Annotated in this window: 19 protein-coding genes; 6 read left to right on the top strand and 13 right to left on the bottom strand. The window is 55.7% G+C overall.

The annotated features are described in order from the left end of the window. Positions 1-72 precede the first annotated feature (72 nt). The 3 genes from ACQE3D_RS18120 to ACQE3D_RS18110 are packed head-to-tail and all read right to left on the bottom strand — an operon-like array spanning position 73 to position 5,172. On the bottom strand, positions 73-1,617 hold the full coding sequence (locus ACQE3D_RS18120) for a TolC family protein (protein WP_313729577.1): 1,545 nt from the start codon (positions 1,615-1,617) through the stop codon (positions 73-75). Beyond that, positions 1,607-2,950 carry an HlyD family type I secretion periplasmic adaptor subunit gene (locus ACQE3D_RS18115; RefSeq protein ID WP_313729578.1) on the bottom strand — a complete coding sequence of 448 codons (1,344 nt, stop codon included), beginning with the start codon at positions 2,948-2,950 and terminating at the stop codon, positions 1,607-1,609. Before ACQE3D_RS18115 ends, ACQE3D_RS18120 begins: the two co-directional genes overlap by 11 nt. Then, a complete protein-coding gene (locus ACQE3D_RS18110) occupies positions 2,947-5,172 on the bottom strand; it encodes a type I secretion system permease/ATPase (protein WP_313729579.1) in 2,226 nt (741 codons plus the stop codon). Before ACQE3D_RS18110 ends, ACQE3D_RS18115 begins: the two co-directional genes overlap by 4 nt. A 1,249-nt stretch (positions 5,173-6,421) precedes the next feature. Here ACQE3D_RS18110 and ACQE3D_RS18105 point away from each other — a divergent pair. Both ACQE3D_RS18105 and ACQE3D_RS18100 read left to right on the top strand, forming a co-directional pair. Next, complete coding sequence (locus tag ACQE3D_RS18105) at positions 6,422-6,718, top strand: hypothetical protein (RefSeq protein WP_313729580.1); 297 nt, start codon at positions 6,422-6,424, stop codon at positions 6,716-6,718. Positions 6,719-6,743: 25 nt separating this feature from the next. Beyond that, the gene (locus ACQE3D_RS18100) at positions 6,744-7,172 is read left to right on the top strand and encodes a hypothetical protein (RefSeq protein WP_313729581.1); all 429 of its coding nucleotides are present in this window, start codon (positions 6,744-6,746) and stop codon (positions 7,170-7,172) included. A gap of 303 nt (positions 7,173-7,475) precedes the next feature. Here ACQE3D_RS18100 and ACQE3D_RS18095 read toward each other — a convergent pair whose 3' ends face one another. The 6 genes from ACQE3D_RS18095 to ACQE3D_RS18070 form a co-directional block, all read right to left on the bottom strand. Further along, positions 7,476-8,111, bottom strand: coding sequence for a hypothetical protein (locus tag ACQE3D_RS18095; protein WP_313729582.1), 636 nt, complete (start codon positions 8,109-8,111; stop codon positions 7,476-7,478). Positions 8,112-8,294: 183 nt separating this feature from the next. Beyond that, on the bottom strand, positions 8,295-8,717 hold the full coding sequence (locus ACQE3D_RS18090; RefSeq protein WP_427551141.1) for a site-specific integrase: 423 nt from the start codon (positions 8,715-8,717) through the stop codon (positions 8,295-8,297). A 400-nt stretch (positions 8,718-9,117) separates the two neighbouring features. Continuing rightward, entirely contained in the window at positions 9,118-9,525 is a 408-nt protein-coding gene (locus ACQE3D_RS18085; RefSeq protein WP_313729584.1) for a helix-turn-helix domain-containing protein, read from the bottom strand. A gap of 71 nt (positions 9,526-9,596) precedes the next feature. Continuing rightward, positions 9,597-9,977, bottom strand: coding sequence for a hypothetical protein (locus ACQE3D_RS18080; RefSeq protein WP_313729585.1), 381 nt, complete (start codon positions 9,975-9,977; stop codon positions 9,597-9,599). Then, a complete protein-coding gene (locus ACQE3D_RS18075; protein ID WP_313729586.1) occupies positions 9,974-10,333 on the bottom strand; it encodes a DUF7673 family protein in 360 nt (119 codons plus the stop codon). Before ACQE3D_RS18075 ends, ACQE3D_RS18080 begins: the two co-directional genes overlap by 4 nt. Continuing rightward, positions 10,330-10,641: a hypothetical protein gene (locus tag ACQE3D_RS18070; protein ID WP_313729587.1), complete on the bottom strand. Its 312-nt coding sequence runs from the start codon at positions 10,639-10,641 to the stop codon at positions 10,330-10,332. The genes ACQE3D_RS18075 and ACQE3D_RS18070 overlap by 4 nt, the downstream gene beginning before the upstream one ends. A 341-nt stretch (positions 10,642-10,982) precedes the next feature. Here ACQE3D_RS18070 and ACQE3D_RS18065 point away from each other — a divergent pair, with 341 nt between their 5' ends. Both ACQE3D_RS18065 and ACQE3D_RS18060 read left to right on the top strand, forming a co-directional pair. Next, entirely contained in the window at positions 10,983-11,486 is a 504-nt protein-coding gene (locus ACQE3D_RS18065; protein WP_313729588.1) for a hypothetical protein, read from the top strand. A 67-nt stretch (positions 11,487-11,553) separates the two neighbouring features. Beyond that, on the top strand, positions 11,554-11,892 hold the full coding sequence (locus ACQE3D_RS18060) for a hypothetical protein (RefSeq protein ID WP_310749026.1): 339 nt from the start codon (positions 11,554-11,556) through the stop codon (positions 11,890-11,892). A gap of 301 nt (positions 11,893-12,193) precedes the next feature. Here the strand turns inward: ACQE3D_RS18060 and ACQE3D_RS18055 are convergent, their stop codons facing one another. Continuing rightward, positions 12,194-12,436: a type II toxin-antitoxin system HicA family toxin gene (locus tag ACQE3D_RS18055; protein ID WP_313729589.1), complete on the bottom strand. Its 243-nt coding sequence runs from the start codon at positions 12,434-12,436 to the stop codon at positions 12,194-12,196. Further along, on the bottom strand, positions 12,433-12,783 hold the full coding sequence (locus ACQE3D_RS18050; protein WP_313729590.1) for a type II toxin-antitoxin system HicB family antitoxin: 351 nt from the start codon (positions 12,781-12,783) through the stop codon (positions 12,433-12,435). The genes ACQE3D_RS18055 and ACQE3D_RS18050 overlap by 4 nt, the downstream gene beginning before the upstream one ends. Positions 12,784-13,164: 381 nt before the next feature. Here ACQE3D_RS18050 and ACQE3D_RS18045 point away from each other — a divergent pair, with 381 nt between their 5' ends. Continuing rightward, the gene (locus tag ACQE3D_RS18045) at positions 13,165-13,434 is read left to right on the top strand and encodes a hypothetical protein (RefSeq protein WP_313729591.1); all 270 of its coding nucleotides are present in this window, start codon (positions 13,165-13,167) and stop codon (positions 13,432-13,434) included. Here ACQE3D_RS18045 and ACQE3D_RS18040 read toward each other — a convergent pair. Both ACQE3D_RS18040 and ACQE3D_RS18035 read right to left on the bottom strand, forming a co-directional pair. Further along, positions 13,412-14,059 (bottom strand): Rha family transcriptional regulator, encoded by a 648-nt coding sequence (locus ACQE3D_RS18040; RefSeq protein WP_313729592.1) that lies wholly within the window; start codon positions 14,057-14,059, stop codon positions 13,412-13,414. The two genes, ACQE3D_RS18045 and ACQE3D_RS18040, sit on opposite strands and share 23 nt — an antisense overlap. After that, a complete protein-coding gene (locus ACQE3D_RS18035; RefSeq protein WP_313729593.1) occupies positions 14,056-14,313 on the bottom strand; it encodes a helix-turn-helix transcriptional regulator in 258 nt (85 codons plus the stop codon). The genes ACQE3D_RS18040 and ACQE3D_RS18035 overlap by 4 nt, the downstream gene beginning before the upstream one ends. Positions 14,314-14,339: 26 nt before the next feature. On the opposite strand from ACQE3D_RS18035, the gene ACQE3D_RS18030 reads away from it, so the two are divergent. Further along, positions 14,340-14,882, top strand: coding sequence for an HNH endonuclease (locus ACQE3D_RS18030; protein WP_427500869.1), 543 nt, complete (start codon positions 14,340-14,342; stop codon positions 14,880-14,882). Positions 14,883-14,890 lie beyond the last annotated feature (8 nt).

Genomic DNA, 14,890 nt, shown 5'->3' with positions numbered 1-14,890 from the left:
TTGATGTTGGGTTGTTTGCGATGTGTGTCGTCGTTTGGCGGATCGGCGAATACCGTTCTATGGCGTTCATCACTATTTGGCGCTGATAGCCGGCCGACCGTTTCCGTATCGCCCTTCAGCCTGCTCGATCAGGTCCCGTCCCAACAAACCGCTGCTGGTGAACAAGCGCAAGCGGGCCGCTCGCCAGTCGGCGAGGGTGCGCAGGCGTTCCTGACGGGCGTCGGCCAACGCGGTCTGGGTATTCAGCAGTTCCAGAATGTCGGCGGCGCCTTTGTCGTAACGCCGCCGGGAGCTGTCGACCGCGGCTTGCGCGCTTTCCAGCCAAGTCGCCGAATAGCTGAGGTTGCGCAGCGCGGCTTCGGCCTCGGCGTGGGCCTTGACCACATCCAGCAGGGTCTGCCGCTCGGTGTCGGCCAGTTCGGCCGCGCGCTGCTCGGCTTGGGCCTGAGCGCCGCGGATTTTGTAGGTGCGGACAAAGCCTTCGAACAGTGGGATGGTCAGATTGATACCGATAGTTTCCACTCTCGTTTGGTTTTGCGACAGGGCTTGATTGGGGTAGCCGTTTTGATAGGCGTTCAGGCTAAAGTCCAGCGTCGGCAAACCTTCGGCGCGGGCCTGAACGATACGTTCCTTGGCGGCTTCCCACTGGGCTTGGGCCGCGACGATGGCCGGATGGCGGCGCTGGGCTTCGGCCAGCCAGGTTTGCAAATCGCGGCCGTCTTGGGCCAGCGTCTCGCCGGCCACCGCTGTGTCGACGTTGTCCGGCAAATTCAGTAGCGTCTCCGGCGCGATACCCATCGCCTGGCGCAGTACCGCCAAGGCTTTGCGGTAGTCGCCGTCGGCCCGGCTGCGTCCCAATGCCGCCTTGGCCAGGGCGGTTTCGGCTTGTAGGGTATCGCTACGGCCGCTGACGCCGCAGGCCTCGCGGCGGCGGGCGCTCGTCAGGGTCTGGCCGGCCAGGGCCTCGCTATCGGTCTTGGCCCGCCGATGGGCGTTGGCGGTTTGGGCGTCGAAATAGGCTTGAATCACGCCGTCCAGGATGCGTTGAAACACCGCGTCTTGATTGGCCAGCGCTTGGGTCAATAGCCAGTTGGCGGCGGCCAGATTGGCCGCGCGGCCACCGAAGTCGAACAAGCGCCAACTCAGATTGCCGTATAAGGTAAAGCCGTCGGTCTCGCTCGAGGGGATGGATGAATCCGGATATTGGTAATAACTGTTCAGATGGTTGACGGCCGCGTTCACGGTCGGCCAATATCCGGCCTTGGCCACGCCGAGATTGGCGGCCTGGATTTTGAGTTCGGCCCAGGCGGCTTGGGCTTGCGGATGATTGCATAGCGCCAGATCGACCGCGTCGTCCAGCAGCAACGGCGTTGCGAAGTCTTTTTCAACCGGACAGACGATGCTTTGCCGGTCGCCCGGCAACACCGCGCCCTGCGTCAGCACTGGCGGTCGGGTATTGAGCGGATCGTCGAGCACGTCGGGAATGTTGGGTACGGGGGATAGATCAACACTTAGGGCCAACTCGGGCATTAGGCCCAGCGCCACACTCAGCGCCAGTGCCGTGGCCGAACGGCCAGGGCGGCACGCTGTTCGCACCGTTTTGGCGTTAACGCTCACGTAAGCTTTCCCGGCCGTGTTGCAACAACGGCGTCAACACGTATTCGATCACCCGGCGCCGGCCGGTTTTGATGTCGGCCTGGATCGACAGACCTGGCGACAGCAGTGCCTCGTGGCCGTCTACCGCCAACGTGGCTTGGTCGAGGGCGATACGCACGCTGTAGATCAAACCTTTCTTCTCGTCTTGAATCGCATCGCGCGACACGTGGGCCACCTGGCCAGTGACGGTGCCGTATTTGGTATAGGGGAAGGCGTCGATCTTGACTTCGGCGCGTTGGCCTTCCCGCACGAAGCCGATGTCTTTGTTTTCCAGGGTGGCTTCGACTTCGACCGTACTGTCTTGCGGCACCAATTGCAGCAGAGGCTGGGCCGCCGCGACCACGCCGCCGACAGTATGCGCCGCCAATTGCAGCACGGTGCCGGCCACCGGGGCGCTCAGTTTCAATAATCGGCCGTGGGCGTCGGCGCGGGCGGCGTCCTGCTCGGCGTCGCTGGCCAGTTTGCCGGCTTGGGTGCGTTCGTCGAAGGCCAATTTGCGGGTCTCGGCGATCAGCGCGGCGCGCTGGTTTTTGGCGCTGTCGAGTTGGCCTTGCAGCTCGATACGCGCCTGTTCCTTTTCCAGGTAGGCGTGCGGGGCGACGTCGTGGGCCTCGGCCAAGGCCTGGAAGTCCCGAGCTTGTTGCGCGGCCAGCGGCAGCGCCACTGCGTAACGGGCGATATCGCCGTCCAGGCGCTGCCGCTTGGCGATGAAGTCGCGGTATTGGCCCGCCAAATGCGCCAACGCGGCTTGGTACTTGGCCGCGGGTACCTCGGCGGGACAGGCGAAGGCCGGCGCCTTGCCATGATCGATGGCGTCGATCAAGGCCTCGGCCCGCGCCTCCTGCAAGCGGGCTTCGATATAGTTGGCCCTGGCCTTGTCGCGTTCGGCGTCGAAGGCGCTGCTGTCCAGGTCCAGTAACGGGTCGCCTTGCTTGACGAACTGGCCTTCGCGCACGTAAATCGCCGCGACGCTGGCGGTATCGAGCGAGGCGATGGTCTTGGTACGGGCGCTGGGGATGATCTTGCCGGCGGCGTTGACGATGATGTCCACTTCGCCCAGACAGGCCCAGGCCAGCGTCGCGGCGACCAACGCCATCAACAGCCAGGCCACGCCGCGGCCCAAGGGCGAGACCGGTTTGGCCTGCAAGGCTAGGGCCGCCGGCAGAAACTCGGCTTCGTCGTTCGAGAGTGGCGGGCGATCCAGCTCTCGGCGCCGTTGCCAGAAGTAACGGAAGGTGTCGCGGTAACGGCCCCACAGTTCGGCGTAGGCTTGCAATCGGTGGCGCAGGCTCATGCCCCGGCCTGCTGCAGTTGGTACAAGTGGGCGTAGATGCCGTTCGGTACTTGCAGTAGCTCTTGATGCCGGCCGGTCTCGGCAATCTGGCCGCGTTCCATGACCACGATACGGCTGGCGTCGCGCACCGCCGACAAGCGGTGAGCGATGATCAATACGGTACGGCCCTGGCAGATGCGGCGCATATTGTCCTGAATGACTTTTTCCGATTCGTAGTCCAAGGCGCTGGTGGCTTCGTCGAAGATCAAAATCCGCGGATTGCCGATCAGCGCTCGGGCAATGGCGATGCGCTGGCGCTGACCGCCGGACAAACCGGTACCGTGTTCGCCGACCAGGGTGTCGTAGCCTTCCGACAATTCGCAGATGAACTCGTGGGCGCCGGCCAGTTTGGCGGCTTCGATGACGGCTTCGAACGGCAAGGCCGGGTTGACCAGGGCGATGTTGTCGCGAATCGAGCGGTTGAATAAGGTGTTTTCCTGCAACACCACGCCGATTTGCTGGCGTAGCGAGGCGGTGTCGATAATGCCGATGTCGTGGCCGTCGATCAGTACCCGGCCGCGGTCCGGCACGAACAGACGCTGCACCAGTTTGGTCAAGGTGCTTTTGCCGGAACCGGAGCGGCCGACGATGCCGATCACTTCGCCCGGCGCGATGTTTAAATTCACTGCGCGAATCACGTCCGGCGCATCCGGCCGGTAGCGAAACGAGACTTGGTCGAATTCGATGGCGCCGGCAATGCGCGGTAATCGGGTCTTTTGGCCCATGATTTCGCTACGGGTGTTGAGAATATCGCCCAGGCGGCGCATCGAGATGCCGACTTGTTGAAAGTCGTTCCACAGCTGCGCCAACCGTAAGATCGGCGCCGAGACCTGCCCGGACAGCATGTTGAAGGCCACCAGTTCGCCGACGGTCAGTTGGCCGTCGACCACCAGCGTGGCGCCCAGCCACATGATGGCGGCGGTCACCAGTTTGCTGATCAGGTTGACGCCGCCGCCGGCCAAGGTCGCCGCCTGCGTCACCGCCAGGCCGGCGGACACGTAAGCGGCCAGTTGTTTCTCCCAGTGCAGGGTCCAACGCGGTTCGACCGCCATCGCCTTGACCGTGTCGATACCGCTGATGGTTTCGACCAAAAAGGCCTGACTTTCGGCGCCACGGTTGAATTTCTCGTCGAGTCGAGCCCGAATCACCGGGGTGAACGCCACCGACAACAAGATATACAGCGGTATCGATACCACGACGATCAGGGTCAGCCACGGGCTGTAGTACAGCATCACGCCGATGAATATCACCGAGAACAGCAAATCCAGCAGCAAGGTGATGGCATTACCGGTCAGAAACGAACGGATATTCTCCAGCTCGCGGACTCTGGCGACCGAATCGCCGACCCGGCGCGCCTGAAAATAAGCGGTCGGCAGGGCCAGCAAATGCTTGAACAAGCGGGCGCCCAGTTCCACGTCGATCTTACTGCTGGTATGAGCGAACACCCAAGTGCGGATGCCGGACAAGGCGGCTTCGAACAGCATCGCGCCGATTAAGCCGATCGCAATCACGTTCAAGGTCTTCATCGCGTGGTTGACCAGCACCTTGTCCATCACCACTTGGAAAAACAGCGGCGTGACCAGGCCTATCAGTTGCAACACCAGCGAAATCAACAGCACTTCGCCGAACAGCTTGCGGTACTTGATCAGGGCGGGAATGAACCAGGTGAAATCGAATTGCGCGGCCTCGCCGGCATAGCTGGCCTTGGAAGTGAAAAACAGCAGCTCGCCAGTCCAGCAGGCCAGCAACTCGGCCAACGTCAACACCGTTGGCGGTTCGCCGGGGCGCTGGATCAGGACATTGGCGTCGGCGTTTGGCGTGCGCTGATTGCCGGCCGGCTGGCCGCCCGGAGCCGAAACCACGGGCGCCGGCACCCCGGCATCGAATTTGGCCAGGATGAAGTAGCGGCCGTCGATGTCCTTCGCCATTGCCGGCAACGGCGCTAACGCTAAACGTTGCGGGTCTTGCCGGCGCAACTGGGCGGTCAAGCCCACCCGTTGTGCGGCCAATTGCAAGGCTCGGTGGTCGAAACGGTAACGCCCCTCGCGATCCGCCACCAACATCGGCCCAAACTCGTGGCGCAACGCCGCTTCGTCGGCGGCCACGCCGTGGAAGGCGGCCATCATTAATAACGCGGCTAGTCCGGTGTCCAGGCCTGGAGAGTTTGGATTCGCTGATGTCATTGCGAGTAGCCGGTTAGAACTGGCACGTTTATCAGTGGGAAAACACTGAGTACACTGACGGAGCTGACGAATCGCAAATCGAACACGGGCATCCTTGACTAGAGGCGAATGAAATACAGGTTGGTAAATTCGAACTTTGTCGCTAACGGCAAGCCCGTTCTGCGAAAAGACCGGGCAAATCTAGTCTGCGTTGCGGCATTTGTCTAGAGGAACGGGTTGGCAATGTGTGGGAGCGCCAAGATTGAAAGATCGTCAGTGATTACACAGTGAAATTGAGTATAGGCGCCACCGGCTGTTTTGGAACAGGAATCACTGGTGGGTTTGCGGTCGGAATGGGTGGCGGCTTTAATCGGAATATGCAGATATAAACGAAATAGCAATCATCATCAGTCCAGCAGCCGAACATCGCCATTCCTTCAGGGCCATTTCTGGCGGTATAAGCAGCATGGAACGCTCCCCGAAGGACGTACAATTCACCCGATTCATATTCTTGACGGCATAGCGTGATTCGGTGCCAGCTCATTGATTTTGTCATCCCATGCTCGCTTTCCAATGGAAGCTTATGTCGAAAGCAAGTGTAAGCCTGTTATTGGCTAATGCCAAACTTGGGGAGGCGTTACGATCCTCGATGTAAGGGGAGTGATTTGCAATCGAGAATTAAAAATAGATTAGCAAGTAAAAGGCTGGTTCTGAGTTAAGCAATTGCCACCGATTACTGTCATCGGTGACCCAATTGTCTGGTTTGAATGAAAGCTGCTATCGGCTGAAACAGTGATTCATCGTCACGACGAAGCTGGACTGAGCATAATGCCAAGTCGCTTAAATCTCGCGTAAGCCTAAATTTCAGGCACAAAAAAACCAGCTCTGATTTCTCAGTAACTGGTTGATTTTCTTATCGAATTGGTGGTGGGTCGTGTGCGATTCGAACGCACGACCATCGCATTAAAAGTGCCTCACCAACGAATTGAAACAACGTGAAACTGTAGTTTATTCCTTATATGTACACAGTTTCAAGTAGTTTTGTTTTGGTTTGATTCAATTTAGGCTCATGTCGTTTGACTACTGCGCCTAAATTTACGCCTTGAATTCGGTCCACTGTTACCAGAATGTCCCCCCTGAAATCGCTGCCGGAGCCATGTCCAAACCGTCAGCGAGCAGAATGGAATTGAGCTGGCGCAACGTCCCCGCCAAGTCGGTCAAAATATAAAAATGGACTATGTTTCGTCTAACGATGAAATTGGGACGCACAATGAAGAAACTAGCCTTTTCCCTCCTGCTGGTCGCAGTCAATGCCCAATCGGCCGTTACTTCGAAACTGACCGAGATTGAAACCGTCATGCCCGGCGAACTTTGCAATGCTCAAAGCAACGACGCGCTACAAAAACTGATGGAAAAACACATGGACGACAGGGGCATCATTAACCTCTATGCACTCTATCTGGGTCTGTGTCAGTTGGTGCATCAAGGGACCATCACAGAACAAGTCGCCTCGGAACAATGGGTCCCCGAGAAAACGCGGCTCATTGAGTCGCGCCGGCGGCGTTAGCAACTAATTTCGTGAGGAAAGCCTAATGAGATGTATCGCCTACAACGACGGCTATAAATACCAACTCAAAGAAACCTACGCCGTCGTTATCGAAATTAAACCGGCTTCTCTCATCCAGTCGGATTACATTGACCTGGACACCAGTGGCCAACTTACCATCCGCAAAGGCTACGCCTGGGATGGGCCATCCGGCCCCACCATCGACACTCCATCATTTATGCGCGGCTCCCTAGTGCATGACGCCTTGTATCAATTGATGCGGGACGAGTATCTGGATCGCAATGTCCATCGCGGCACCGCCGATCTAATTCTAAAAAGAATCTGCCTGGAAGATGGCATGTGGCCGGCGCGGGCATGGTGGGTTTATGAAGCCGTAAAACGCTTTGCCGATCCAGCATCGGACCCGGCATCAAAAAGACCACCGATAAAAGCGCCAGAAGGTTGCGACCCTTAAAACAATTAGCCAAGGTAAAATCGTAGATACCGGGCCGGCCGCAGCATTCGCTTAGGCCTGTTTCTTTATTCCTTGAGAATCCCGCCGCTGATCCCTGATTTTAGCCCGCTGCGCTACGAAATAATCCGGGTAGTACCAACCGGGCCGAGCCGGCGGCGGTGTTTGTCTGGTCTTGGGCATTATCGCTCCTGTGATTTTGGAGCTTTGAGTTTAGCGCAGGATCACGGAGAGTTTGGGGTGGTGTTCCGGTTATTCCTTGTCAGCTCGATCCGTTTAGATTGCTTTCAGCGAATATGTGTGGATTCAGAGAAGCTTAATTGGCCCGGAACGCTCCTCGCCGAGGGCGCTACCTACTTTTATAATTGCAGCGGGAAGGTATTTTGTGAGCCTCTTACCATCCCCATTGAGTAAATCAACTTTGAAACACGTTGTAACCTTTGAATCTGATTTCCAATTTATATCAGTCTGCTCTACCAAAGGTTGAAAATTAACTCGAAACGCAGTAATTTCGCCTGGCTTTACGATAATAGTGCTTGCGTCGCTCGACTTTCCATTGATTTCCAATTGACCCCAAGACTGTGATGAACCACCAGCGCCAACTGAGCAAGCCGACAGTGGAGGATTATGACCATGATTCCACAGATTAGTGACTTGAGTCTCCTGGTTGAACAGGACGATCCATTGAATATCAGTGATGGCTACGGAACGGTTGCCTCCGTTCACGAATACCATATCTGGGCTTACAGATAGCTCGATTTGCCCGTATATGCTTTCTACCGATGGCCCTTGGTATTTCATCTCTGGCGACCCCCTCACCGAATAAGTCCAATCAACCAACAATTCATCGTGGGACCAAAAGAATTGAAAATACAATGCGCCGAAAGAAATAATTGCGGCCGTAATTGAAACAAGTAATGAAACTCTTTCCGCAGTGGTCATTAATGCGCTCTAAGTTGGAACTATCGGTGATTTGTCTATGGTATTGAACCAAATAGATCACGATGTAGCAATGGAATACTACCGTTTTTGGCGGAGCTGTCCGCTGCAGCGTGGCCGCGAGTTTGCATCGAAAAAAGCCGGTGCCGGGCCGGCTCGAGATTGATTGCTAGACTGAGACCTAATTCAACTAGCTATTTTGAGTTTTGCGAATTCCACAATATCGAGGGAAATCATTTTTGAGTTGCCAGCGTATGGCTTGAGATGCTCGCTCGATAGATGCGCGTATCTTAGAACCATGTCGTAGCTCGCCCATCCGCCAAGCTTTTGTAACACGTCCAACGGCGTCCCGGCCTGAATATGCCAACTGGCCCACGTGTGACGAAGGTCGTGCCAGCGAAAATCTTCAATGCCGGCCCGAACCAGCGCCTTTCGCCACGCATTCCCGCCGGCCTTCTTTACGGGCTCGCCTTCGTAGACGAACACGTAGTCCCGGTGCTGGCCTTGCTGGTTTCGCAAGATCGCCATAGCATCGGAATTGAGCGGTACCGCAATCGGCTTTCCGGCCTTGGCCTGATGAGATTCGATCCAGGCGCACTCTCGCCGCAAATCGACCTGTCTCCACAATAAACCGGTGAGGTCGCCAGCGCGAACCTAGCCATCGCCGCCAGATGCTCCGGAAGCTCGGCGATGACGGCGGCGGCCTCTTCGTGCGTCAACCATCGGATTCGCTCCTTTGGCTCAGGCAAGAACCGAAACACCGGCACAGTATCGAGCCAATCCCACTCGTTCTTGGCCCGGTTCAATATCGCCCGGATCAGCGACAAGACCCGATTCGCCGTCGCATTGCTTGACCCCTCCGACTTCTTGGCGTCTCTGATCGATTCCAGAAGCGGCTTGTCGATCTGGCTAAGCTTCTTCCCGCCCAAGTGGTCGTCCAGCCAGCGCAGGTGATAGCGATCGGTCTCGATGCTGCGCTTGTGGCCGTCCTGCTCGGTAATCCACTTGATCACCGCGTCTTGCCAGGTGCGGTCTTCTTTCTTTCCGAGCTTGCAGACCTGCCATTGCTCCGCCCTGAGCTTGTCATGCAGTTCTTGGGCTTCTCTTTTGACTTTAGTTTTAGCAGATCGGCGTATTCGTTCGCCGTTTGCCGTGGTGATGTCAATCCACCACGTGGTGCCACGTTGGAAGATGGGCATGGGTTTTCCTCCTTTGGTTTAGCTCCATCAATGACTCGCAACGCTTGTTCAGAATCGGGATAACGGCCGCTGATCCAGTCGGCAAGGTGTTCTTTGACATAAATCCAGCGCCGACCCGGTTTCTTACCGGGGATTTCCCCGGACTTGGTTTTTCTGGCCAAGACGATGGGGTGCATCATCAGCATTTCAGCCGCCTGTTGCAGGGTTAAGATTTCCATTGTTTTCTTCCGTCTTATGGTTTCTGGAAGGTTTATTATGCCTCTACGCCTTCGGTCGAATGGCGGCGATATTAACCTTCCCGTGCCGCTAAGCCTTCTCTGTAACGCCTCAATTCAACGTCGATGCCTGCGGCCTCTTCGGTGATGGACTCGGCAAAACGAAGCAGCTTGTCGAACAGACCGGCGCCGCTTGAGCGCGCGCAGTCTCCGGCCGGCTCGGCTTTGGCGCCGGCTGCGGGATCGGAGTCTGGCGCTTGATCTTCCGGCCAGTTCAGAGCTTCGACAATCCCCAGAACCTCGTTGACCTCGCGCTGCACTGAATACAGGGCTGTCTGGACGTTCTCGTTCGGAATGCTATCGATAAACCCGTCAAATATCAGCGCCAGGATAGCGTTTGCGCGCTGCGCGGCGTTGTAGGCGTTGTCCAAGGTGTTTGCTGGGGTAGCGCTCATGCTGCACCGCCTTGCGCCCAGCGAACAAAGCGGTCGCCGCCATCGCCTAGATACTGGTGAATCTCCTTCGCGGTGGCTCGGGCGTCCAGCGTCAGCACGGCCATGCAGTCATCGAACAGGACTTTGTCCAAGCCCCGAAGCCGAACCAGATTGAAAGGGAAGTGGTAGCCGTTATACAGGCCAAGCAGAAAGCAGCGCACGGTATTGGCTTGGCCGGTATCGCGATCGGCCACTTCGGCCAGACGGATCAACGCCGGAATGCCGGCCTCGGTCGCGGCTTGGCGTTCGGTGTCAAAATCGAAAAGTTGCTGTAGCAGAGCGTCAACGGGGGCGCGGGCGAGTGTTGGATTGTTCATGCTGCATCTCCAACGGTATCGGTGGCGTCGGTCCAGGCCAAGACAATCGCTTTAATGTCTCTGAGGTCCTTTAGCGCGCTATCCAGCGCAAAGTAGACGGTTTCCGGGTTGATGCGATTAATCTTGCCGAGCCCGTTTTCGTCTTCGCCGGCTATGCAAAGCGCTTGCACTGTGCCGATAACCGCTTCGGCTCTGCCGGCGATTTCCTCTATTGAGCAGACTATATCGGCGTTCCCGCCAATGTCGAAAATGCGATGGCTGAAATCAATTGAATTTGGGCGGATTTTGCCCGTGGTTGGGGTGTGCATGTCGGTTCTCCACTGAAAAGTAAGTAACCGCCGCCCATTGGTCTCAATCGTTGGGCGACGTGGTTAAGTGGGTTGAGACTACCGCTCAGTGGGGCGGCCAGCCGTAAGGCTGCCCAAATAACCACGCCATAACGAATTCGTACAGCACTGCCGTACTGATATGACGGGCACAAAAAAGCCGCAAGGGTATGCGGCGCTTTTCATCGCCACTGATAAAAACGGGGTCTCAATCCCGCCCCCGGTGCGCCGGGGTCGAAAACATTCTGCTACTGGGGCGACGGAGATGTCAAGGAAATTCTTAAACCATCAAAGAGAATGAAGATATTGCTTAGATACGCAATGTGGCCGATGATATGCGCCAAACACTTATCTTTGAGAGGATTCGAATGGATTTAGGTTCGGCACCAGCCATTGTGACAACTATTAAAACCGCTATCGAAATCGCTAATTTGCTAAAAAATAGCGATGATTCCCTTGAAAAAGTGGAGGCAAAGCAGCGCTTGGTCGAAATTATTTCAGCCTTGGTCGACGCGAAGTCCGAAATAATAGATATGCAGCAGCTTTTAATTGGCAAGGACGGGGAAGTCCGTGCGCTTCAAGAAAAGCTCAAAATCAAAGCCCAACTTCAGTGGGAAAGCCCATATTACTGGCGAGTAGACGGTAACGAGAAAGACGGCCCGTACTGCCAACATTGCTACGACAAAAACCAGGAGTTAATACGCCTACAAGGCAATGGCGAAGGGCATTGGCGCTGTACGGCGTGCAAAAACGAGTACAAAACTAGCTCGTATAGCGCCACCATTACCACGGTAGCCTTCAGTGATGATCGTTACCACGGGTATTAATTTGAAAGTGTAATTAGTCGATCCTATGCCAAGACGCCGCTATCGCCGAAATTACCGGAACCGATCAATGGCCGGAGGCCTGTTGTCCGACACCGCTTACATGGCCAACCGCTTTTCTTGGCAAGGTGCCTTGATTCTTGGACTGGTGCAATTCGTGGTGTTTTATTGGTTGTTGCCGGCATGGATCAACCACCAACTCGAATCGCTTCAAAGCAATATGTTTCGGCCAATTGTGGAAGCGATCTTTGCTAAGCGTGTGCATTGGCTCCAATGGCTCGCGACTGCCCTGGCGCTGATCTGCGGTTTCTTTGCGGCCCGGAATTACTTCGCCTCCGGACAACTTGATCGCTATGGCGAAAGACAGGTCGGTTTTATCAGTCGTCTTCTGGCCAGATGGTTCGACTAGACCTGTTATGTTATCCCCAATCTCTGTGGAAAACCCTGTGACAAAGCCGTGACAAAACTTGGAAACGGCCCGGCATACTTGAAGTGAGGTCGGATTGGCTAAAAGTTGGACAAGCTTTTCGCGGGCTCAATCGGGACAACACCTAATTTCAACAAAGCCTCGGACTTGATCCTGTTGGCCTCGGCCTTTTCAGCCGGTTATGCGGTGTCGCTGGCAATGACTTGGTTTTGCCGAACGATCAAACGCTGGAGTTCGCGTTTTTCTTGAAACGATAGCTTTACTTCGAGCCGGCCATTCACCCTTAATCCCTCAGCGCGTCGTAGAACTGTTTCACCGTAACGCCGGCCTGCCGTGCCATGTATCGGATGAGGTCATGGCTAAACGGTTGTTTCGGACAATCGACAGTGACTTTGAAAAGTTGGCCGTTTTCCCGCTTCTTCCAGTGTTCGTGAGACGTGCCTTTTTGGGGTAGGGGCTCAAACCCCAGCTTTTTCAGAATACTTTTGACTTGGGCGCAAGAAAGCGGCGGGTGATGCCCGCTCATGCGTGCCGATACGGACCGTGCGGGATGTTCGGGCTAAATGCTTCGCCTAACCACTCCGACAGTGACCGGCAACGCTGGAGAAAATCGATGATGTAGAAGACTGCCCAATCTTGCCAGGGTGCTTTTCGCAATAACAAGGCTGGAGCGTAATCTTTGTCGTCGCCCTCAATCGCGTCATAGAGGTATTCATCGATTTGGTCGATAAGCTTTGCCTTGGCTTCTTCCAGGCTGTCGCCAACGGCATACAAGGTAAAATCCAAGCATCTAGCCGACCAATATCCGTCATGTTTTTTCGCCAAGCAATGCAGAACCTGAGCGCAACCGTTACTTTTCAGTGACTCGGCCATTGTTTTACTCCTACCCATCTAGTATTCGTCTCGCGTCATTTAGCGTGAGGCTTTGCTTACAAATTTGTCTCGTTGTAAGTCGAGTTTGGTCGATAGTTTACCTTGAAGTATGGCAATCAATAAAGCTCAACAAATGTCAAGAAGCTGTTTTTTATAGCGCCACACAAGACAAAGCCGCGATTGACGCGGCTTGCCCTGCAACTACTTCCAATGACCGGGGAACGAATCCTTCCGGTTTAGCGAGTTGCCAACTTGAGGGAATTTTAGATCAAGGAACGCGAGTACACAACAGAGGAAACATTTCTGATTTTATGACCATAGCGTAGACAATAGCGAGGTAATTGCCGTGATGGGTGGAATGGCGCATCAAAGGCTTGGCTTTTGACCGCATTTGAAAAACAAGAGGATGGCTCCAGTACGAGGGCAGACATTACTGAACTTGCTGGGGATGATGACACTGCTCGCATCCCTTCCAGCCTCGGAGAGGATATAGCCCTTCCAGAAGAAAAGTCAAGTGAGCTACAGGGAAGCATAGACACCCTGCAATCCATCGCCGACGGCAACAGCGACGGCGAAGACCTGGACGCCTTGCTGGACAAAATCGACATCGCAGCGGCGCTGGTGATAGTCACGCCGCCAAAGCCGGCCTAGGGTGCTTGGCCCGGTAATTTGCAACGAAGACATCCATCAGTTCTTTGCGGTCGGCCTGTTTGGGATGCCGCGTCATCAAGCGCATATTGTGTTTACGAATCTCGGCCATTAAGCGAGTGTCGTACACGTCCAGCTCGGTTTCATCGATCGCCGCCCATTTGCCGGTCAGGGCGCGATTGCAAAACATGTGCTCGCTGATGAAGTGCTTGGCGGCGGTCTGTTTGCCGGCGGACTCGCGGATGAAGCGCAACATGTCGGTCATTTCCGCCCCGGTGTTGCGCTTGGCGATCAGTTCGGCGTTACGGCCGGGCTCGTTGATGAGCTTCTTCAACCGCATGAATTCATCGACCAGCGCAATTTGCCCGTCCACAGATTTCTTGCCGCCGATGAATGGCATAGCGATCAAAAACGCGCGCTCGTCGAGCTGATACAGTTTTTGCTCGCGCCCGTATGAGTCGCTATAGGAGATTGGCACAAATTTGAGCCGATCTTTCAACGTGTCCAAGCTTCGTAAAACGCTTTTATGAGGCCTTCCAAATTGCTCGGCTATCACCAAGCTGGTCGTGGTCAATTTCCGGCCATGTACTTCGACCAACGCGAGGTTGGTTTTGGCCTTGGCTTTCATGCCGCCCCCATATTGGCGCCAGGCTCGAAGCTTTCGATCAGGGCCAAAATGTCGGACTTGCGCCATGCCGAGGTCCGTTTGCCAAGCTTAACCGGTTGCGGGTATTTGCCGGCGGCCACCCCATCCAGGAATGTTGAGCGGCCTATCGGCAGGATCGGCTCAATTCCGCGCTTTTTGTCGCCGGTGATATGCCAAATTCGGTAAAAACCGGGTGATTGCGCCGCGATTCGGTTCGGGCTGGGTTGATACGCCATCACGACCTCCTTGGGTCTAAAAAGTGATGGCTGTATTCTGTTGGACGATTTTTAGGCGGATTCGCGCGTTTTCCGGTTTGAAAATAGCGTCCCCAGGAACGTATAATCAGGCCGTGGGCTTTGCTGCCAGCAAGCCTGTTGTGCCAGCTCGACAACTCCGACTGGTACCCCGCTCAGCCAAACACGGCAACGGGGGTACTTTCAACCAGTTTGGAGACTTTGTTATGGCACGCCGCCGAAAATCCCTCGTCAAACCCCGTTTAATCGCTTTCAACCGCCAAGCCGGCCGCTGTTTTTACTGCGAGCAGCCGATGTGGATTAACAACCTTGATGAATTCGCATCGTCGCATCGACTAAAGCCCAGTAAGGCCATGCGCTTGAAATGCACTGGCGAACACTTGCAGGCTCACTCTGAAGGTGGCAGCGCTGATCGAACAAATATCGTTGCGGCGTGCGCTTATTGCAATCGATTAAGGCATCAGCGTAAAGAGCCGCCTACCCCGGAAGACTACAAGGCCCTGGTCAGTCGCCGGCTTAGCCAGGGGAAATGGCACGGATTGCGGCTATGAGGAAAGCT

The sequence above is a fragment of the Methylomonas sp. MS20 genome (assembly GCF_050275925.1).
In the GTDB taxonomy this organism is placed as follows: domain Bacteria; phylum Pseudomonadota; class Gammaproteobacteria; order Methylococcales; family Methylomonadaceae; genus Methylomonas; species Methylomonas koyamae_A.
This window is presented reverse-complemented; position numbering and strand designations above follow the sequence as displayed.